Below are 20,553 nucleotides of genomic sequence, written 5' to 3'. Positions count from 1 at the left end.
GCGGTCGCTTCAACGACCGCCGCTTTGCCCTCCTCTCCCGCACGCGGAAGAGGAGCCTGGGGCAGACCGCCAGCTCAGCGCCCGCCGCCCGTGATGTAATGCTCGAGCTGCTCGATGATGAACTGCTGCTCGGAGATGATGTCCTTCACCAGGTCACCAATCGAAAGCATGCCGACCAGTTCCTCACCTTCCATCACTGGCAGGTGGCGCAGCCGGTGCTGGGTCATCAGCGCCATGCATTCGTCGGTGCTCTGGTTGGCGCTGACATAGATGACCGCGGTGGTCATGATGTCGCGCACCAGCGTCTCGCGCGAAGTGCGTTGCATCAGGATCACCTTGCGCGCGTAATCGCGCTCGCTCAGGATGCCCTTGATCTCGCCTTGCTCGATCACCAGCAGCGCGCCGATGCCTTTCTCAGCCATCAGCTGCAGCGCGGCATAGACCGTCGCCGTCGGCGGGATGCTGTAGATGGACTGACTCGGCTTGGATTCCAGAACCTGGCGTGCGGTTTTCATCACCAACTCCTTTTCCGTCGAAAATGCGATGCGGCTGGCGGTACCTGCTTCGTGCCAATGCAATCAGAGTAGCAAAGTAACGCGCACCCTTACAGGGTGACTTACGCGAATCTTTGTAAGCAATGTTGTGACGGACCCGCTGCGGCGGGTGCATCACTCTGCGCCATCGCCGCTCTCTCCGCCCAGCGTCGACAGGCAAAGGATCTGCATCTGTCGCACCCATTGCTGCGGTTCCAGCGCCGCGCGCCCTGCAGCAGCAGCCGATAGCGGCCCGCGCCCCAGACTGCAAGCACCAGCGCCTGCACCGTTCGGTTGGGGAGAGGGCGGGCGTCTCAACGAAGTGAGATGGCGCGATGCTTGCCATGCGCCTGCCCTCTCCCCCGGCGCCTCTCCCGCAAGCGGGAGAGCGGAGAAAACCAGCGGCGAAGGTCTCGCCCGCGGCTTACTCCGTCATCATCCGCACCTTCACCTTCTTGCCCTTGACCTTGCCCGCATTGAGCCGCTTCACCGCCTCGCGCCCGATGCTTCGTTCCACCGCGATATAGGTCGACATCTCCAGCACATTGATCTTGCCGATCTGTTCCTTGGTAAAGCCCGCTTCGCCGGTCAGCGCGCCGAGGATATCGCCGGGGCGGATCTTCTCCTTGCGGCCGCCCAGCATCTGCAGCGTCACCATCGGCGGCAGCAGGCGTTCGCCGCTGGATGCCCTCAGCTCGGCCAGCGCATGCCATTCGAACTCGCCGCCGTGGTGCTGTTCCAGGTTGCCGACGCGGCCCATCTCGTCCATGCTGACCAGGCTGAAGGCCCAGCCTTCCTGATCGGCGCGGCCGGTGCGGCCGATGCGGTGAACGTGCACTTCGGGGTCGGGCGTGATCTCGACATTGATCACCGCTTCCAGCTGCGCGATATCGAGCCCGCGTGCGGCCACGTCGGTCGCCACCAGCACCGAGCAGCTGCGGTTGGCAAACTGCACCAGCACCTGGTCGCGTTCGCGCTGCTCCAGCTCGCCGTGCAGCGCCAGTGCCTGGTAGCCCTGTGCGCGCAGCAGTTCCACCAGCTCGCGGCAACGTGCCTTGGTATTGCAGAATGCCAGCGTGCTGACTGGCCGGAAGTGGTCCAGCAGGCGCCCCACCGCGTTCAGGCGCTCGCCTTCCTCCACCTCATAGAAGCGCTGGCGGATGGTGGTGTTGTCGTGCGTCGCTTCCAGCTTGATGGACTGCGGCTTGCGCAGGAAGCGGTGGCTGAGCTTGTCGATGCCGGGCGGGTAGGTGGCGGAGAACAGCATCGTCTGCCGCTCCTTCGGGCAGCGGCTGGCCACATAGGCGATGTCGTCGAAGAAGCCCATGTCGAGCATGCGATCGGCCTCGTCCAGCACCAGCGTGTTGATGCCGGCCAGGTCGAGGCTGCCGCGGTCGATGTGATCCAGGATGCGTCCGGGCGTGCCCACCACGATATGCGCGCCGTGGATCAGGCTGTCGACCTGCGGCCGCATCGGCGCGCCGCCGCACAGGGTCAGCACCTTGATGTTCTCTTCGGCGCGCGCCAGGCGGCGGATTTCCTGTGTCACCTGGTCGGCCAGCTCGCGCGTGGGGCACAGCACCATCGCCTGCACGTCGAAGCGGCGCGCATCGAGCCGGTGCAGCAGCGCCAGCCCGAAGGCGGCGGTCTTGCCGCTGCCGGTCTTGGCCTGCGCCACCAGGTCCTGGCCCGCCAAAGTGATCGGCAGGCTGGCCGCCTGGATCGGCGTCATTTCGTCATAGCCGAGCTGCGCCAGCGTGGCGAGCATGGTGGGCGACAGCGGCAGGGTGGAAAAATCGGTGCCGGCTTGCGGCTGGGCGGGGGTCGTGTTCATGCGCGATTATAGCGATCCGTGGTCAACGATCGGCCGGCGGCGTCCAGCCAAGCCGTGCCAGCAACGACTGCGCCGCGGCCGGCGCGCGCTCCTTGGCGCCGTTGATAAAGAAGACAAAGACTTCGCGCTTGCGCGCCGCGGGCTTGCGGTCTTCCACCGCTGGCAGGTCGTCCGGCTGCCCGCCCTGCGCCCACGCGCGCGTGCGTTCCGCCCACGCATCGAGCGCCTCGGGCGCGTAGCCGGTCTGCAGCTTCTCGCTGCTGGCCATCAGGCGTGCATAGACGAAGTCGGCGGTCAGGTCTGCCATCGACGGAAACTTCGGTGAATCGGTAAAGACCGTGGCGGCCTTGTACTTGCGCGCGAGCTTCAGGTAATCGGGCGACATGAAGCTCTCGTGCCGGACTTCCAGCACATGGCGCAGCTTCACGCCTTCAGCGGAGGCGGGCAGCAACTGCAGGAAGGCCTCGAAGTCTTCCGCATCGAACTGCTTGGTCGGCGCGAACTGCCATACCACCGGGCCCAGCTTGCTGCCCAGTTCGGCAATGCCGCTGTCGATAAAGCGTTCGATCGATTCGCCCGACTCGGCCAGCACGCGCCGGTTGGTGGCAAAGCGCGAGGCCTTCACCGCGAACACGAAATCGTCCGGCGCTTCATCGCGCCATTTGGCGAACGACGTGCGCTTCTGCGTGCCGTGGTAAGTGCTGTTGATCTCGATCGCGCTGAGGTGGCGGGTGGCGTATTCCAGCTCGCGCGACTGCGGCAGTTTGGCCGGATAGAAGTTGTCGCGCCACGGCGCGAAATTCCAGCCGCCGATACCGACGCGCACCAGGTCAGCGGGCGCGCCTGCTTTACGGGACTTGGGCGTGGACGTGGCCTCGGACTTTGCTGCAGGCGGGGATGCGGACTTTGCCGCGGTGCGTGCTGCCATGGCGCGATTTCCCGAAACGCGAGACTGGCAGTCTAGCGGGAAACCAGGGCAAGCGGGGAAAGCAGGAATGGCGCCGCAGCACCGCGCATGCCGGAACGCCAGAAAAAAAAACCGGAAGCAGGCTTGCGCCCGCTTCCGGCTGCTTCAGCGTCAGGTCAGGACGCTCAGAACGAGAAGTTCTGGATCACGTCCGTGATATTCACGTCAACCTGCTGCACCACCACCGCACCGCCGGCACTGGTGGCCTGCACGCCGTACTTGCCCGCAGCCGCGCCATCCGGCGACAGCGGGATCGGCAGCGACGCCTGGTAGGTGCCGATCATCGGCGCGGCCACCGGCAGGGCCGGCTCGGTCACGAACAGGCTGTAGGCGCCGGTATCGGTCGCGGCAGCGGTCGCCGCGATCTCGAAGGTGCCGCCGCTGACCAGCTGCAGCGCGCGCAGCGTGGCTTCAGCCGTGGCCGGCGTGACCGTGCCCGAGACCCGGCGATACGCCGAGGTCGGCAGCGTCATCGGCGCGGCCGCGGTCGAGATCGCGGTGCTGCTCTCCGCCACCACCGGCACGCTGCGCACGATGCCCGTGCCGCGGCCATTGGCAGCGCCCGGCACCACCACCACGTCGACCGTGCCGGCAGTGCTGCTCTGCTCGATCGGCGACAGCGTGAAGTTGCCGTTGGCGTCCGCCACGGTCGCCTTCACCACCACGCCATTGCGCTCGGCATAGACGCGCGCGCCCGGGGCCGAACCGACCACACCGGTCACCGCGCCGCTGACCACCTTCGGGATTGCGGTCACCACCGGCTTCAGGCCGTAGGTGCCATTACCGCGCTGGACCACCGACTTGCACGCGTCGAAATCCAGCACCAGGTCCGTCAGCGTGCCCCGCGACACGGTGAACGACCGGTTGATCTTGATGCCGGACTGCACCGCGCTCGGCGTATCGAGCGGCTGCTCGGTGCCGCCCGTGGGCACCACCGAGTTGGCCAGCGCACCAGAACCGCCCCCGCGGTTGGCATCGAGCACCAGGCGCACCTGCTGGTAATCGCCGGCGGGCAGCACGGTCTGGCCCAGCGTGGTCAGCACGCCGTTGGTCAGCGACAGCAGGTCAATCTTGCGCGCGGGCACCACGTCGATATCGACCCAGCCGCCGGCGCTGGCTTCGGCGTTGGCGCTGGTGTGCACGCGCACCTTGTTGACTGTGACAAAGACATTGTTGAAGCCGCAGGCGGGCGCATCGGTCATCGAGACCTTCAGCGTTCCCTGGCCGCCGCCACCACCGGAATCATCGCCGCCACCGCCGCCACAGGCGGCCAGCGCCAGCACGCTGCTCAGGGCAAGGACGCGCAGTGGCGCAGAAGTCAATGAAAAGGCTGACAAGGTAATCTCTCCGCTTTTTGTTTGTGGGTGACCGCAGAATATGTTGCAGTTTGCATAACCGCTGTAAGTCTTTGTAATACGTTGTGAAAACGTCGACTGCTTGTCTGCATGACTGATCAGCCAGCGTTTGCGACTGCATAGCGTGCGGCGCGGGCCGTACCGACGCAATGCGATAGTGGCTCTGCTGCATAGGCGGCCGCGCGTCATACCTTCATTTACCTGACTCCGGGCGTTGTCCCCGCTGCATCGCAATCCGGTTCGCATTGCGCCGCACCCTGAACCGGATTGCTGCAAGCGCAGACCCTGGTTCGTGTTACGAGCAGCAATTCAGATCCGATCGTGCCGATAACGAAAAGCGCACGATCGCGCACCAACCTGACGGGTTGTGTCATCAACTCGAACGCAATCTACAGGAATTTGCTGTACCGCCTCAAGTCGGCCGCGGCCGCTCCGTATACAGCGGAGTGGAAATCCCACAAACACACGTCCCCAACGATTCCCTACGAAGGATCTCCCGATGTTCACTACCATCCGTGCGCGGATCGTGGCCCTGTGCGTGGCCATTGTCGTGGCCGCGCTCGCCATCAATACGGTACTGAACCAGTTAGTTGCCAACCGCTACAACGAGGACGCCATCGACAGCAGCCTGGCCGCGGTGCAGAGCGGGCATACCAGCGCCATCGTCGGATGGGTCGGCTCGCACAGCCAGATGATCCAGTCTCTGCAGGAATCCGTGCTGCAGCCCGAACCCGACGCTGCGCTCAGGCAGGTAGCCGACGCCGGCCGCTTCACCAACGTCCACGTCGGCTATGCCGACAAGACCGCGAAGTTCTCCAAGCCGGAAGGCATTCCGCCCGGCTACGACTCCACCGGCCGCCCCTGGTACAGGCAGGCCGCCGCCGCCGGCAAGCCGGTGGTCACGCCGCCCTATGTCGATGCCGGCAGCGGCAAGCTGGTGGTTGCCTTCTCCGTGCCCGTGGTGCGCGACGGCGGCGAATCCGTGCGCGCCGCCTCCGACGAGATCTCCGCCGGCAATATCGACCTGTCGCGCCGCACCGAATCCGCCGCCGCCAGCCTCGAGCAGACCGTGGCCTCGATGGAAGAGATCACCGCCACCGTCAGCCAGTCCGCCAACTCCGCGCAACACGCCAACGAATCCGTCACCGCTGCCTCGCGCGTGGCGGCTGACGGCGGCGTGGTGATCGGAGAAGTCATCGCCACCATGGGCCAGATCGAAAACGCCTCGGTCAAGGTCTCCGACATCATCGGCGTGATCGAGGGCATCGCCTTCCAGACCAATATCCTGGCGCTCAACGCCGCGGTGGAAGCGGCCCGTGCCGGCGACCAGGGCCGCGGCTTTGCGGTGGTGGCAGGTGAAGTGCGCGCGCTGGCCCAGCGTAGCGCGCAGGCGGCCAAGGAGATCAAGACGCTGATTGAAACCACGGTGGGCAGTGTGACTTCCGGCTCCGGCCAGGTCCGGCGCGCCGGCGACACCATGAACGAGATCGTCAGCAACGTCTCGAAGGTGACCTAGATTATTCCCAAAATCACTCACGCAACGATGAAATAGACGAGCATTATTCACTACATGAATAAATCGGTCAGCCAGCTCGATTAGATGGTGCAGCAGAACGCGGCGCTGGTGTGGAGCAGTCGACGGCGGCTGCGGCGGCGTTGCAGACGCAAGCGGGGAGCTTGGCGGGGGCGGTGGCAGTTCAGGTCGAGTTGATTCGCTCAGCCTGCCTTCTTGTTGATTCACCCACAATGAGGCCGATGCATCACTTGTCGCAATCACCCCTGGCGTACAATCTGGCATCCGTCGCGCCCGCCGCGCGGCTTGCACACGCCGGCCTTTTCCAAGTGAGCCTCGACTTCGAAACCCTCGAGCGCCTGCGCCAGGTCCATCCTGCCTGGCGCTTGCTGCGCTCCGACCATGCGAGCCTGGTCGCCGCTTTCCTCCATCGTGTCTTTGTCCAACCCAACCAACGTTCAGCGGGCCAGTCCGATCTGGCCGAGGCGCTGGAAGACGAGCTCTTCGCCTTGCGCGAACGGCTCGGGCAGGACGCGTTTCCCCGATCCGCACTCGACTACCTGAACGACTGGGCCGCCAACGAGAAGGGCTGGTTGCGCAAGTTTTATCGCCAGGGGTCCGATGAACCCCAGTTCGACCTGACGCCGGCTACCGAGAAGGCCATTGCCTGGCTCGGCACGCTGGCCGGGCGCAGTTTCGTTGGCACCGAATCGCGCCTGCTGACGCTGTTCGACTTGCTCAAACAGATGCACGACGGCACGCAGACTGACCCGCGCGTGCGCATGGCCGAACTGCAGCAACGGCGCGACGAGATCGACGCCGAGATCGCACGCGTGGCCGCGGGCGACCTGTCGCTGCTGGACGACACCGCGCTGAAGGACCGCTTCCAGCAGTTCGTCGCGCTGGCGCGCGAGCTGCTGACGGATTTCCGCGAGGTCGAGGACAACTTCCGCGCGCTGGACCGGCGTGTGCGCGAGCGGATTGCGCTGTGGGAGGGCTCCAAGGGCGCATTGCTCGAAGAGATCATGGGCGAGCGCGACGCCATCGCAGACTCGGACCAGGGCCGCAGCTTCCGCGCGTTCTGGGACTTCCTGATGAGCAGCAGTCGGCAAGAAGAGCTTTCCGCGCTGCTGGAACATGTGCTGGCGCTGCGCCCGGTCTCGGAACTCAACCCCGATGCTCGCCTGCGCCGCGTGCACTACGACTGGCTGGAGGCCGGCGAGCATACGCAGCGCACCGTAGCCCAGCTATCGCAGCAACTACGCCGTTTTCTCGACGACAAGGCATGGCTGGAGAACCGCCGCATCATGGATATCCTGCGCGGCATCGAGGCCAGGGCACTGGCCGTGCGCGACACGCCGCCCACAGGCTACGTGATGGCGGTGGATGACACCGCGGCCGACATCGAATTGCCGATGGAGCGGCCCCTGTTCACGCCATCGGCCAAACCGCGCATTACCGAGGCCGAGATCGAAGCCGGCGAGGCCGAAGTCGATGCAGAAGCGCTGTTCTCGCAGGTTGTCATCGACAAGGCCGACCTTGCCGCGCATGTGCGGCAGGCTCTGCAAGGCCGCGCCCAGGTCACGCTGCAAGAGTTGTGCAACATGCGCCCGCTGCAGCACGGTCTGGCAGAACTGGTCGCCTACCTGCAGCTCGCAGGCGATACCTTCCGCACCGTGGTGGATGAAAGCGCCACCGACTCCGTCTCGTGGATAGTGCCGACGCCGGATGCCGGCACGCTGGTGAGACAGGCCCGGATGCCCCGGGTGATTTTTGTCAGATAAGCATGGCGCAAGACGACATTTTCGATGACGCGGCACCAGCCGCCGGTGGCGCAGTCGCGCCGGCGGACCTGGCCCTGTCCGCGCTGGTGATCCCGCTGCTCAAGGGCGTGCTCTATCGCGACGCCGATGCCAGCCTGTGGCAAGCGCTGCTCAACCTGCAGCCGACGGTGCGCGACTATGTCGCCGTAATGGGCCTGGAGCTCGTTCTCGATGACGCCGAGGGCTATGCCTTCCTGCGCTCGCAGCCAGACAGCGAGGACGACAGCGCCGAGCGCCCGCCGCGGTTGATCGCGCGGCGCCAGCTGTCGTTCCCGGTAAGCCTGACGCTCGCGCTGTTGCGCAAGAAGCTGGCCGAGTTTGACGCCACCGGCGGCGACACGCGGCTGGTGCTGACGCTGGACGAGATCGCCGAGCTGCTGCGCTTGTTCCTCCCCGCCGGTACCAACGAGGCAAAGCTGATCGACCAGATCGAGCTGCACGTGAACAAGATCGTCGAGCTGGGCTTCCTGCGCCGGCTCAAAGCCGACACCAGCACCGGCGCGAGCGCTCGGACGACAAACCAGGCTGGGTATGAGGTGCGTCGCATCCTGAAGGCGTTCGTCGATGCGCAATGGCTGTCCGAGTTCGATGCGCGGCTGGCGGCCTACCAGATCCAGCTGACGGGCCAGCCAGGCTCACCGGCGGCAAACGGAGGGCTGTCCAATGCATGAGCCGCAAACCCTGAGCCTCGATTTCGCCGACGACGACACGCTGTCGGGCTTCCGGCTGTCGCGGCTTGAAGTCTTCAACTGGGGCACCTTCGGCGACCGCGTCTGGACCATCCGCCCTGAAGGCAGGAACGGCCTCCTCACCGGCGACATCGGCTCCGGCAAGTCCACGCTGGTCGACGCGGTGACCACGCTGCTGGTGCCCGCACAGCGCATCGCCTACAACAAGGCCGCTGGCGCCGAAAGCCGCGAGCGGACCTTGCGCAGCTATGTGCTAGGCCACTACAAATCCGAGCGAAATGAAGTGAGTGGCACCGCGCGCCCGGTGGCGCTGCGCGACCAGAATAGCTACTCCGTCATCCTGGGCGTCTTCCACAACGCTGGCTATGATCAGACCGTGACGCTGGCGCAGGTGTTCTGGATGAAGGATACTCATGGCCAGCCCGCGCGCTTCTATGTCTGCGCAGAACAGGACCTGGCCGTCGCCACCGACTTTGCCCACTTCGGGAGCGACATCGCCTCGCTGCGCAAGAAGCTGCGCGGCGTGAAGGCCGAGTTGTTTGACGCGTTCCCGCCCTACGGCGCCTGGTTCCGGCGCCGCTTCGGCATCGAGAACGAGCAGGCGCTCGACCTGTTCCATCAGACCGTGTCGATGAAGTCGGTCGGCAACCTGACCGACTTTGTGCGCAGCCACATGCTGGAGCCGTTCGACGTGGCACCTCGCATTGTGGCATTGCTGGGACACTTCGACGACCTGGACCGCGCCCATGAGGCGGTGCTGAAGGCCAAGCGCCAGGAGGCCATGCTGACCCCGCTGGTCGCGGATTGCGAGCGCCACGCGGAGCTGGTGGCTGCCTCAGAGCAGCTGCGCGCGTGCCGTGAGGCGCTGCGCCCGTACTTCGCGCGACTCAAGCTGGACCTGCTCGACAAGCGCATCGCCGGGCTCACGGACGAGTGGGAACGCCAGGACACCCGCGTGCGGCGCCTGCAGGACCGTCGCGATGCCCTGCGCAACGATGAAGCCGAACTGCGCCGCAACATTGCCGAGAACGGCGGCGACCGTATCGGTCGGCTGACCGAAGAAATCCGCCAGCAGAACGACGAATCCGCGAAACGCCGGCACAGGTCGGATCGATACGCGGAGCTTGTGCGCGCCGTCGACGAAACGCCGCCTGAGCAGGAAGCCGCCTTCCTGGTCCTGAAGTCACGCTTTGCCGAGCTTGCAGAGCGCTCCAGGTCGCGCGAGGCGGAAGTGGATAACGCGTTGACGGAACACGGCGTCACGCTGCGCCAGGGCAAGGCCGAGCACGATGCGCTGAGCGACGAAATCCGCAGCCTGAAGGCACGCCGCAGCAATATCCCGGCCGCGCAGGTCGCGATGCGCAGCGCGCTGTGCGAGGCGCTTTCGCTGGCCGAGGACGACATGCCATTCGCCGGCGAGTTGCTGCAGGTGCGCGAGGACGAGCGCGACTGGGAAGGCGCGGCCGAACGCCTGCTGCGCAACTTCGGCCTGTCGCTACTGGTACCAGATGCGCTCTACCCGCAGGTGTCCGCGTGGGTGGACCGCACGCACCTGAAAGGCCGGTTGGTTTACTTTCGCGTGCGCGAAGGCGGCAGGGCTGAGCCGCCCGCCCTGCATCGCGATTCGCTCGCGCGCAAGCTGGCCATCAAGCCCGATTCACCGTTCTACAGCTGGCTCGAACGCGAGGTCGCCGTGCGCTTCGACGTCGCGTGCTGTGCCACACACGAACAGTTCCGCCGCGAGGCGCGCGCCGTTACGCGCGCCGGCCAGGTCAAGATGCCCGGGGAGCGGCACGAGAAGGATGACCGCCACCGCCTGGACGACCGCAGCCGCTACGTGCTGGGCTGGAGCAATGCCGCCAAGATCGCGGCACTGGAAGGCGAGACCCGCGCGCTCGAAACACGGCTGGCCGAACTGGCCGCACTTACGGCCGGGCTGGTGAAGGAGCGCGACGCCCTCAGGGAGCGGCTCACGGCGCTGTCCCAGCTCGACATTTTTGCCGACTTCGAGGAACTGGACTGGCAGACGCCCGCGCGCGAGGCCGCGCGCCTAGCCGAGGAGAAGCGCCAGCTGGAATCGGCCTCCGATTTGCTGCGGCAGTTGACGGTCCGGCTCAACGAAGTGGAAGCGGAACAGAAAGAGACTGAGGCGCAGCTGGAGGACCACCGCGACAAACGATCCAAGGCGGAGGGCAGGAAGAGCGATGCGCTGGAGCAGCGCACTGAAACGCAGGCCATGCTGGACGCCACCGGCGACTTCGCGGCTGCCGTGCCGGTCGAGACCATCGACGCGTTGCGCGCCGAAATTCTTGGCCAGCACACCCTGACCGTGGAGGCGTGCAGCGGCCGTGAAACCGACATGCGCAATGATCTCCAGGCCCGGCTCGATGCGGAGAGCAAGCGGCTGGTGCGCCTGGGCGAGAGTATCGTCAAGGCCATGTCCGCCTACAAGGAAGCCTTCAAGCTGGAGACCAGCGAGGTCGACGCCAGCGTCTTAGCCGGCTTCGAGTACCGCAACATGCTCGACAAGCTGCGCGCCGACGATCTGCCACGCTTCGAGGCCCGCTTCAAGGAGCTGCTGAACGTCAACACGATCAACGAGATCGCCAACTTCAACGCGCAGCTTGGCAAGGAACAGCAGACCATCCGCGAACGCGTGGAGCGCATCAACGAGTCGCTGACGCAGATCGACTACAACACCGGCCGCTATATCCGGCTGGAGGCACAGGTCACGCCGGACGCCGAGATCCGCGAGTTCCAGTCGGAGCTGCGCGCCTGCACCGAAGGCGCACTGACCGGCTCGGAGGACAGCCAGTATTCCGAGGCCAAGTTCCTGCAGGTCAAGCGCATCATCGAACGCTTCAGGGGCCGTACGGGGCTGACCGACCAGGACAGGCGCTGGACCGCCAAGGTGACTGACGTGCGCAACTGGTTCGTCTTCGGGGCCAGCGAACGCTGGCGCGAAGACGATGCGGAATATGAGCACTACTCCGATTCCGGCGGCAAGTCCGGCGGGCAGAAGGAGAAGCTCGCCTACACCATCCTGGCGGCGAGTCTGGCCTACCAGTTCGGGCTGGAATGGGGCGCGGTGCGCTCGCGCTCGTTCCGCTTCGTGGTGATCGACGAAGCGTTCGGTCGGGGCTCCGACGAATCCGCGCAGTACGGACTGCGGCTGTTCGCCAAGCTCAACCTGCAGTTGCTCATCGTCACGCCGCTGCAGAAGATCCATATCATCGAGCCATACGTGTCCAGCGTGGCGTTCGTGCAGAACGAGGAAGGACGCGCTTCCAAGGTACGCAACCTGTCGATTGACGAATACCGGGCCGAAAAGGCCAGGCTGACCGCATGAACTGGAGCCGCCCCGCCGACCTGCGTGCCCAGTTGCAGAGGCTTTGGGACCGTGGAGACATCCTCGGTGCGCTGGTCAGCGGCGCCGCGCTGTTCCCCCGGCGGCTCACGCTGCGCGTGCCCACATCCGGCGAGCTGACTGAGAGCTTCGAGGCGGTTCGCAACTGGTTGGGCGAACTAAAGCAGATGCCGCATTACCGCCTGGAGATGCGCGAGTTCCGCCATCGCACCTTCGGCACCAATGCGCTGCCATGCGCCGTGTGGATCGACACGCTGGACGATGCAGCGGCGCTGCTGGGCAAGCGCCGCGAGATCGAACGCTTTACCGCATTGCTCGCCACTACGCGAGAAGCGCAGCCGTTGCTGGTGCCGTGGCTGGCTCAGCGTCCGCTGCGGGCACTGGATCTGCACGACGCCTGGGACCGGCTGCTGGAAATCGTCGGCTGGCTGCAGCGGCATCCGCGACCGGGTGTGTACCTGCGGCAAGTCGATCTTCCTGGCGTGCACACCAAATTCATCGAGGCTCATCGTGGCGTGCTTGCCGAGTTGCTGGACCTGGCGCTCGCGCCGGAAGCCATTGCAGCGGAATTTACCGGCACAAGCCAGTTCCCGGCGCGGTACGGCTTTCGCGACAAGCCGGAGCGGATCCGCTTCCGGATACTGGATCGCGCCAACCGGATGCTGCCAGGCGAAGCCCCCACCCACGACGTGACCCTAGATGCAGCGAGCTTCGCCGCACTCCGGCCAGGGGTTTCGTGTGTGTTCATCACCGAGAACGAAACCAACTTCCTGGCCTTTCCAGAGGTTGCGGACAGCCTGGTGATCTTCGGTGCGGGATACGGATTCGGCTTGCTCGCGAAGGCGAGGTGGCTATCGCACTGCCGGCTGCATTACTGGGGCGACATCGATACCCACGGCTTCGCCATTCTTGATCAGCTGCGCAGCGTGTTCGGGCATGCGGAATCCCTGCTGATGGATCGCGCCACGCTTGTGGCGTTCGAGGCCCAATGGGGTGTCGAGGACAGCCCGACGCTGCGCGATCTGTCGCGACTGCGGCCAGAAGAGCAGGCGCTCTACGACGACCTGCGGGACAATCGGATTCGGAAAAACCTGCGGCTGGAGCAGGAGCGGGTGGGGTTCGAGTGGGTGCGGGAGGCGGTGGCCGGGTTGGGGTAGGCATATGCCGTTGCCGCGATAGAGGCCGCGATCGCCTGCCAAGAATGGCTTGCGGCATGACGACGCCATATTCACCGCAGGATATGCAGCTAATAGTGCAAAGATTCACCGCAGATTCCGGGCCGTCGGCATCCGTTCCCTCCGCCCGCCAATCGCCCCCGATGCCGCCGCCTGCAGGATGCGCCTGAATGTCGGACATTCCATATGACTAGGCGCCGGACAAGCCGCAGCATGCCGCAACCCATCGCGCATCGCACTCAGCTTACGGATGGTCCGATCCAGCTCATCCGCCTTGGCCGCCAGCATCTGCCGGTCGATGCGCGGCCCGCCCTGCGGCGCGAACATCTGCGCAATGTCATCCAGCGAGAAGCCGGCAGCCCGCCCCAGCGCAATCAGCGCCAGCCGCTCCAGCACGCCGGCATCGAACACGCGTCGCATGCCGCGCCGGCCAATGGATGCGATGAGCCCCTTTTCCTCATAGAACCGCAGCGTCGATGCGGGAACGCCCGCTTGCCGGGCCACTTCTGCAATATCCAGGCTATTCACCGCTTGACCTCAAGTGGACTTGAACTGGCACAGTGTAGCTTCACGCCGCGATGGCGAGCAGACGGAGAGGAACATGGATGCCAGGCAAACCCCCGACAGCGAACAGGCCGCGCTTTGGAACGGCCCTGCCGGAAACGCGTGGGTCGACGAGCAGGCGGTGCTCGACCAGGTGCTCAAGCCGTTCGAGGCGATGCTCCTCGACACGGTCAGCGCGGGATCCGGGCAGCATGTGCTCGATGTCGGTTGCGGCACGGGCGCCACCACGCTCGCCTTGGCGCGGCGGCTCGGTGCGCAGGGCCAGTGCATCGGCATCGACATTTCGGGACCGATGATCGCGGTAGCGCGGGCGCGCGCCGAGCGTGAAGCCTCGCAAGCAAGCTTTATCCAGGCCGATGCGCAGGCTTACAGGTTTGCGCCCGCCAGCTTCGATCGCATCGTTTCGCGCTTCGGCGTGATGTTCTTCGGCGATCCCGTCGTCGCCTTCGCCAGCCTGCGACGCGCGGCGAAGGAGGGTGCCGAGCTGCACTGCATCGCCTGGCGAAGCGGTGCGGAGAATCCGTTCATGACCACGGCCGAGCGCGCCGCCGCGCCGCTGCTGCCGCTTCCGGTTCGCCAGCCCGGCGCGCCGGGGCAGTTCGCACTCGCCGACAGGGATCGTGTCGCCGCGTTGCTGGAAGAGGCCGGCTGGAGCGGGATCGAGATCCGGCCGATCGACGTGGCATGCACGCTGCCCGAGCCGGCGCTGGTGGGGTACTTCACGCGACTTGGTCCGGTCGGGGTGGCTCTGCTGCAGGCAGACGCATCCACGCGCGCGCAGGTCATCGACACGCTGCGCGTGGCCTTCGAGCCCTATGTACATGGCAACGAAGTCCGCTTCACGGCGGCCTGCTGGATGATCTGTGCCCGGGCGGCTTCGGACTCCGCGGAGATCGATCATGCCTGAGCCAGAAGGCTCATTCCTTTTGAGTGCGCTGCTGATCGGCACCGGCGCGACCTTGGTAATGGACGCCTGGGCCATCGTGCGCAAACGTGTGCTCGGCGTCCCGCCATTGGACTATGGCCTGGTTGGCCGCTGGCTTGCGCACCTGCCGCGCGGGCGCGTTCGTCACCATCCGATTGCGGCCTCGCCTGCCGTGCCGGGAGAGCGGGTCATCGGCTGGATCGCGCATTACCTGACCGGCATCGTGTTCGCGGCGATCCTGCTGGCGCTGTGGGGGCTGGAGTGGGCACGGCATCCGACGCCCGGTCCCGCGCTGGTCGTCGGCATCGTCAGCGTGGCCGCGCCCTTCCTGGTGATCCAGCCCGCCATGGGCGCCGGCATCGCTGCGCGCCGCACGCCGCGGCCCAATGTGGCGCGGCTGCATAGCCTGGTAACGCATGCGGTGTTCGGGCTGGGGCTCTATGTGGCCGGATGTGCCACCACGCTGCTGGACAGGCCCCTGCGCTAGTCGTCGGTCACAACGGTCTTCAGGCCGCGTACGCCCAGGCAGTCGGGGAACCGCGCGCAGCCCCAGAACGGCTTGCCTGCGTGGCCGCCCTGCTTGGCGATCCGTCGGATCATGATGCCGCCGCAACGCGGGCAGACCGGCGTCGAGCCTTGCGGCACCGCGGCAAGCCGCGGCGGCGTTGTGGTGCGGACCGGCGTCTTCGCAGCGGGCGCTGGCTTTGCGGTCACTCGCTTCGGCGCTGCGACCCGGGTGCGCTCGATCATTTCCGCAAATGCCGGACCGTCGATCAGCTCGATATTTCGTGCGGAAGCGAACGCCCGTGCGTCAGCCGTGAACAAGCCCGATGTCACGACAAAGCCTTGCGCCGCGCCCTCTGCCGCCATCACGCCATACAGTTCCTGTACCGCCGTGACAGGAACCTTGATGGCGAGCCAGTGCTTGCACAGCACGAACGCCAGCTCGCTGCCCTTCCTGAGCCGCAAGTCGATGCCGCCGTCCGTGCCTGCGTCCCCCGTTCCGGCGACGGCATAGCCGCGCAGGCGGAACACCCCTCCGACCACGTTTTCGAAGTCCTGCCACGTCATCTGCCGCAGCATGTCGGCAGACTGGCTCGCAGCTATGCTGCGGCTGCGGGTCACTGCCTGCCGCTCGCACCGCGCCAGCCACGATGCCAGCGCGCCGACCAACAACGCCAGCGGCATGATGTACTGGCCGTAGGTGGACAGCCCCTTGACCATCTGGGCCAGGGCCATCCGGCCCATCTCCCCTGGCGCGGCCATCGGCGGGACGTCGGCAGCTGCATAGCGATTGAGTACGGCATAGGCGACCAGCGCCAGGGCTACGCCGGCCCACCATGGCAGTGCGGCCGCCATGCCATAGACATCGTCCAACATGCCCGTTTGCTTCCTGCGGCTCATATTGACCCTTCCTTCTCTTGGCTTTTCGTCACGCCGAAGCATGACGTGCTGCGCCCGCCACGTCGCCCCTGCGCACGCGGGGAGCGGCGGCGGTTTGTCACCCGGGGGCCACATGCCTGTGACCTGGGATGCCTGTCGGTTTGCGTAACGCCATTTTTCTGTGGCCTATCGCACGGCATCCCGCTCAGGCCGTACCAGAATAGAAGCTTCTCGACGCCGCTTCGGCGCGGCGCCGAACCATTCTCCCCACAACACGGGGCGACAGGATGACAAGCCCAGGCCGTCTGGCCACCTGCTTCACGTTCGGTCTTCTGCTCACTGCCAGTGCGCAGGCCTCGGATATCGCCTGCAAGACCACGCTGCGTCCGTCGATCGCCCGTTGCGACGACCCGCTTGCCGCCGGCGAGGCTTGCGAGCGAGTGCGGGACCGGCACCCGACTGCCGCCACCCTGATCTGCGACTACGCGATGCTCCGTAGCAAGCATGAATACATCCATGCCGAGCAGCAGCAGCTGCTGAGCGCCGGGGCGATCGAGCCGGACGATGTCGCCGCATGGCGAAGACGGCGGGATGCCTGTACTTCGGTGGCATGCCTGGACAGCGTCTTTGCCAGCTGGCGCGAGCACAAGAGCCAGACGCCGATTCCCCGCGCCGCCGAGCCGCGACCGAGAGCGCCCGACGCGCCCATGCGCGACGTTTCGAAGAGCAAGCCGGCTGCCGTCAGACCGATGGCCGAGATCCGGCGACCGCCGCCGGTGCCGAAGATGGCGTCGCGGGCCACGCAGCCGGCGCCGCCGCGGCCCGCTCCCCCACTCGCGCCGCAGCCTCCGCTCGAGCTCGTGCTGCCTGCGGAAATCCGGGAACACCCAGCCTACCCTGTCGCGATGGATCAGCCGTCCCCGGATCCCGCCCCCCCACCCGCGGCGCAGCCTCCGCCTGAGGCCGTGGTCGATACGGAAATCCGGGAGCCCCCCGTCGACCCGGTCGGGATGGATCGACCGACTCCGGTTCCCGCCCCCCTATGGACCCCCATATATCCCGTGGAGGCACCACAGCCAGACGGATGGAAATTTCTTGGCGCGCTGGCGTGGTTAGGCATGTGCGGCGCGGTCTTTATCTGGTGGCCCCGAAGAATGCCGGGTGAATGGCTGCCGGGTACCTCTCGCCTGCGCGAGCGGGCGCGAACCGCGACGTGGAGCGTGCTGGTGTCGGCCGGGCTCGTCCTGAACAGCATACTGCTGTTATACATCCTGACGTAGAACCAGCCATTGCCCTGAGTCCAGGCCGGTGACACTGTCCCGCGCGTGGCTGGTCGCCATCTTCCACCACAGATCAGCATGCTCGCCGCCAGCCGCAGGCCACTGAGCGGATGCGTCACGCAATGCCGCACTTGCTCGCTGCGGCTTTCGCAATAGAGGCACCACGTGCAGAAGTGCTCGCAGTTGTTGGTCAGCAGGCGGTAGCGGTCTTCGCCCACCCGTGAGCGGGCGCGCCTGACGGTTTTGACGGCACCGTAGCGCGCCATCGGCGTGGGCAGTACCGTAGTGCCGTGGCCGGCGACAAAAGCATCCAGGCTCAGCTCCTCCACCGGGCCGCGCTGCTGCCGGTGGCAATAGCCAGCGTAGTGGACCACCTTGCCATTGCCGGCGTAGATGCCGTGATGCGCGTAGCCGTGGCGCGGCGTGACGAGGTGGGCGCCGAGGGGCGTTTCGGCGTCGGCAGGGAACGGCGATGCCGGGGGCAAGGCGGCTTCGGCCGGCAGATAGCACGTGGCCAGGGCCGTCCGGAAGCCCGTTTAGCCTGTAGCGAGTTCCGCGTTATGTGGCCCGCGATGCGCATCCAGCCAGCGCCCAGGGCTTTCGTCCTGCCGTTCTGTGGGCTATCGCACTGCATATCCGCCACGGAGTACCAGAATAGAAGATTAATGCGCGCCCTTGCGCGCGCCGCCTCCCCGTTGCCACGGGGCGTCAGGATGACAAGGCTTACTGGCCATCTGGCCGCCTGCATTACGATCAGCCTTCTGCTCACCGCAAGTGCGCAGGCGTCGGATATCGCCTGCAAGAATGCACTGCGCCAGCCGGCCGTCCGCTGCGACGATCCGTTAGCCACCGGGAACGCGTGCAGGCGTGCGGACACGCAGCCGACTGCCGCCACGCTGATCTGCGACTACGCGATGCTCCATAGCAAGCACGAATACATCCATGCCGAGCAGCAGCGGCTGCTGCGCGCCGGGGTGATTGAGCAGGACGATGTCGCCGCATGGCGAAGACGCCGGGATGCCTGTACTTCGGTGGCCTGCCTGGACAGCGTCTTTGCCACCTGGCGTGCGCACAAGAGCCACAAGCCGATTACCCGCGCTGCCGGACCGCAACCGAAGGCGCCCGACGCGCCTATGCGCGACGTTCCGAAGAACAAGCAACCGCCGCCGGCCACGCGACTCCCCACACCGCTGCCTGCTGCCCAACCTGCGCCGCAGCCTCCGCCTCAGCCCGTGGTCGATACGGAGATCCGGCCCGTAGTCGATACGGAGCTCCGGCAATACCGCGCCCACCCTGTCGTGACGGTTCTGCCCAGCCCGGATCCCGTACTCCGGAGGACTTCCACTCACCCCGCCCAGGCACCACGGCCAAGGGGGTGGGAATCGCTTGGCACCCTTGCGTGGCTGGGAATGTGCGGCGCGGGCTTTGCCTGCTGGTCCCGGAAGATGCGGGGTGAATGGCTGCCGGGTGCCACCCGCCTGCGCGAGCGGACGCGAAACGCGCCGCCGATCGTGCTGGCGGTAGCAGCGTTACTCGTCCTGAACGGCATCCTGCTGTTGTGCATCCTGACGCAGAGCCAGCCATTGCCCTGAACCGCGCACCGCGGTCACCTGGCGACTCACTCCGGGAGCGGATACTTCCTGGCATTCATGTCCATCTTGGCCCGGATCGCCGCATCCAGGTCCACGCCCAGCGCCGTCACCAGCTGCGCCAGGTAGATGGTGATATCGGCCAGTTCCTGCTCCACGTGCTCGCGCTTGTCGGTCGACATGATGTCGCGCGATTCCGCCTCGGTCTTCCACTGGAAGATCTCGACCAGTTCGGACACTTCCACGCTCAGCGCCATCGAGAGGTTCTTGGGGCTGTGGTACTTGCCCCAGTTGCGGGCTTCGCCGAAGGCATAGGCGGCTTGCTGGAGGTTCTTGATGTCGATCAGCGGCATGGTGGTGTGGCGGTAGCGTATTCACTTGGCTCCGGCGCAGGGCGTCGGGGCGAAAACGATCATTTAAGCACGACGCCGCGCGCTCGACAGCCACGCCACCAAAGGCTTACGCTTCGCATGTGCATCCACCGTCGCAGCGGAGGTATCCATGCGTCCGACTTTCGGCTTAGCGCTCGCCACCCTTGCCGGCACACTCGCCTACCTGGCCATCGCCATCGCGGGCTGGGGCGGCATTGGCCCCTTCTTCGCCCATCCGGCCCGGGTTGCGCTGACGCTGGTGCTGGCGGCGCTGTCCGTTGCCGCGCTTTTCTCGGGCGGCAATATCAGCAGCGGCGTGCGCGAAGACCGCGGCAACCGCTGGGTGCTGGCCGCGTTCGGCGTGCTCGGGTTGCTGGCGGCTTACCTGCCGGCCTATACCGACCGCATCGGCTTCTGGACGATCGATGGCGACGCGGTGCGCTGGCTTGGCGTGGTGCTGTTTGCCGGCGGCGGCGTGCTGCGGCTTTGGCCGGTGTTTGTGCTCGGGCACCGGTTTAGCGGGCTCGTGGCGATCCAGCCGGGGCATACGCTGGTGACCACCGGGATCTACGGGGTGATCCGGCATCCGAGCTACCTGGGGTTCCTGATCAGTTCGTTCGGGTGGGTGCTGGGGTTTCGGTCGGGCGTAGGCGTCGTGCTGACTCTGCTGATGGTGCCTGTGCTGATCGCGCGCATTCGTGCGGAAGAGGCGCTGCTGCGGGACCAGTTTGGGGAACAGTACGAGGCGTACTGCGCGAAGACGTGGCGGATGGTGCCGGGGATTTACTAGGTATGGTAGCGGCGTGGGGCTCCCCGCGGCATCGGAGGACAAGGCACGGTCCAGCGCTCGCAGAATAATAGGACGAATCCTATCTGGGCGACGGCAAAGGCCAGGCTACCGCCAGCGCTGTCGACAGCGATGCCGACAGCCTGACAGCCCATGTCGCGAAGCTCCCCGTCCCGGTTGAAGTGACCTACCCGCTCAGCTACCAGTTGCGCACGGAAGTCGGCCAGGGACCGCTGGAAATGCTGGCGCTGCGTGGCTTCGTGCTGCCGTCGCGCATATTCGTGGATCGTGAGCCGCAGGCCGGGGCGCGCGCCACGACCGGTCCGCGCAAATAGCGCCCGTATACAGCAGGCCCGCCCGCCGGAACGGCGTCAACAGAACTGCCACCGCGTAGATGA

Annotated in this window: 17 protein-coding genes and 2 pseudogenes; 11 read left to right on the top strand and 8 right to left on the bottom strand. The window is 66.1% G+C overall.

From position 1 onward, the window contains the following. Positions 1–74: 74 nt before the first annotated feature. The 4 genes from AC10V3_RS00165 to AC10V3_RS00150 form a co-directional block, all read right to left on the bottom strand. Complete coding sequence (locus tag AC10V3_RS00165; RefSeq protein ID WP_490922904.1) at positions 75–515, bottom strand: CBS domain-containing protein; 441 nt, start codon at positions 513–515, stop codon at positions 75–77. 442 nt (positions 516–957) lie between these two features. Beyond that, positions 958–2,367, bottom strand: a complete 1,410-nt coding sequence (gene dbpA / locus AC10V3_RS00160; protein WP_490922903.1) for an ATP-dependent RNA helicase DbpA — start codon at positions 2,365–2,367, stop codon at positions 958–960. Between the two features lie 22 nt (positions 2,368–2,389). Next, a complete protein-coding gene (locus tag AC10V3_RS00155; RefSeq protein ID WP_490922901.1) occupies positions 2,390–3,295 on the bottom strand; it encodes a DUF72 domain-containing protein in 906 nt (301 codons plus the stop codon). Positions 3,296–3,459: 164 nt separating this feature from the next. Then, the gene (locus AC10V3_RS00150; RefSeq protein WP_490922899.1) at positions 3,460–4,671 is read right to left on the bottom strand and encodes a DUF4382 domain-containing protein; all 1,212 of its coding nucleotides are present in this window, start codon (positions 4,669–4,671) and stop codon (positions 3,460–3,462) included. Positions 4,672–5,188: 517 nt separating this feature from the next. Between AC10V3_RS00150 and AC10V3_RS00145 the strand changes: the two are divergent. From AC10V3_RS00145 to AC10V3_RS00125, 5 genes and pseudogenes are all read left to right on the top strand, one after another. Beyond that, a pseudogene (locus AC10V3_RS00145) lies at positions 5,189–6,381 on the top strand (methyl-accepting chemotaxis protein); the annotation flags it as partial. 150 nt (positions 6,382–6,531) lie between these two features. After that, positions 6,532–7,986: a DUF3375 domain-containing protein gene (locus AC10V3_RS00140; RefSeq protein ID WP_490923697.1), complete on the top strand. Its 1,455-nt coding sequence runs from the start codon at positions 6,532–6,534 to the stop codon at positions 7,984–7,986. A gap of 2 nt (positions 7,987–7,988) precedes the next feature. After that, complete coding sequence (locus tag AC10V3_RS00135; protein ID WP_490922898.1) at positions 7,989–8,696, top strand: DUF4194 domain-containing protein; 708 nt, start codon at positions 7,989–7,991, stop codon at positions 8,694–8,696. Continuing rightward, entirely contained in the window at positions 8,689–12,063 is a 3,375-nt protein-coding gene (locus AC10V3_RS00130) for an ATP-binding protein (RefSeq protein ID WP_490922896.1), read from the top strand. Before AC10V3_RS00135 ends, AC10V3_RS00130 begins: the two co-directional genes overlap by 8 nt. After that, positions 12,060–13,238, top strand: coding sequence for a DUF3322 domain-containing protein (locus AC10V3_RS00125; protein ID WP_022533136.1), 1,179 nt, complete (start codon positions 12,060–12,062; stop codon positions 13,236–13,238). The genes AC10V3_RS00130 and AC10V3_RS00125 overlap by 4 nt, the downstream gene beginning before the upstream one ends. Positions 13,239–13,343: 105 nt before the next feature. Here AC10V3_RS00125 and AC10V3_RS00120 read toward each other — a convergent pair whose 3' ends face one another. Next, positions 13,344–13,784, bottom strand: a complete 441-nt coding sequence (locus tag AC10V3_RS00120; protein WP_022533135.1) for a helix-turn-helix domain-containing protein — start codon at positions 13,782–13,784, stop codon at positions 13,344–13,346. A gap of 73 nt (positions 13,785–13,857) precedes the next feature. Between AC10V3_RS00120 and AC10V3_RS00115 the strand changes: the two genes are divergently transcribed. Together AC10V3_RS00115 and AC10V3_RS00110 are read left to right on the top strand one after the other, a co-directional pair. Beyond that, positions 13,858–14,727, top strand: coding sequence for a class I SAM-dependent methyltransferase (locus tag AC10V3_RS00115; protein ID WP_022533134.1), 870 nt, complete (start codon positions 13,858–13,860; stop codon positions 14,725–14,727). Beyond that, positions 14,720–15,232: a DUF2938 domain-containing protein gene (locus AC10V3_RS00110; RefSeq protein ID WP_022533133.1), complete on the top strand. Its 513-nt coding sequence runs from the start codon at positions 14,720–14,722 to the stop codon at positions 15,230–15,232. Before AC10V3_RS00115 ends, AC10V3_RS00110 begins: the two co-directional genes overlap by 8 nt. Here the strand turns inward: AC10V3_RS00110 and AC10V3_RS00105 are convergent. Beyond that, entirely contained in the window at positions 15,229–16,149 is a 921-nt protein-coding gene (locus AC10V3_RS00105) for a restriction endonuclease (RefSeq protein WP_022533132.1), read from the bottom strand. The genes AC10V3_RS00110 and AC10V3_RS00105 overlap by 4 nt on opposite strands. A gap of 266 nt (positions 16,150–16,415) precedes the next feature. On the opposite strand from AC10V3_RS00105, the gene AC10V3_RS00100 reads away from it, so the two are divergent. After that, positions 16,416–17,408 (top strand): PWWP domain-containing protein, encoded by a 993-nt coding sequence (locus tag AC10V3_RS00100; RefSeq protein WP_041680911.1) that lies wholly within the window; start codon positions 16,416–16,418, stop codon positions 17,406–17,408. A 92-nt stretch (positions 17,409–17,500) separates the two neighbouring features. On the opposite strand, the pseudogene AC10V3_RS00095 reads toward AC10V3_RS00100, so the two are convergent. Then, a pseudogene (locus AC10V3_RS00095) lies at positions 17,501–17,911 on the bottom strand (lecithin retinol acyltransferase family protein); the annotation flags it as partial. Between the two features lie 210 nt (positions 17,912–18,121). On the opposite strand from AC10V3_RS00095, the gene AC10V3_RS00090 reads away from it, so the two are divergent. Continuing rightward, entirely contained in the window at positions 18,122–19,000 is an 879-nt protein-coding gene (locus tag AC10V3_RS00090) for a hypothetical protein (protein WP_490922894.1), read from the top strand. 26 nt (positions 19,001–19,026) lie between these two features. Here AC10V3_RS00090 and AC10V3_RS00085 read toward each other — a convergent pair whose 3' ends face one another. After that, on the bottom strand, positions 19,027–19,350 hold the full coding sequence (locus AC10V3_RS00085) for a nucleotide pyrophosphohydrolase (RefSeq protein WP_022533128.1): 324 nt from the start codon (positions 19,348–19,350) through the stop codon (positions 19,027–19,029). A gap of 148 nt (positions 19,351–19,498) precedes the next feature. Between AC10V3_RS00085 and AC10V3_RS00080 the strand changes: the two genes are divergently transcribed. After that, positions 19,499–20,158, top strand: a complete 660-nt coding sequence (locus tag AC10V3_RS00080; RefSeq protein ID WP_022533127.1) for a methyltransferase family protein — start codon at positions 19,499–19,501, stop codon at positions 20,156–20,158. Between the two features lie 179 nt (positions 20,159–20,337). Beyond that, complete coding sequence (locus AC10V3_RS00075; protein WP_022533126.1) at positions 20,338–20,490, top strand: hypothetical protein; 153 nt, start codon at positions 20,338–20,340, stop codon at positions 20,488–20,490. The last annotated feature ends 63 nt before the right edge of the window (positions 20,491–20,553 follow it).

It is taken from the genome of Cupriavidus sp. PB-02 (genome assembly GCF_058252315.1).
The sequence above is the reverse complement of the archived record's forward strand: the minus strand, read 5'-3'. Positions and strand labels throughout refer to the sequence as shown.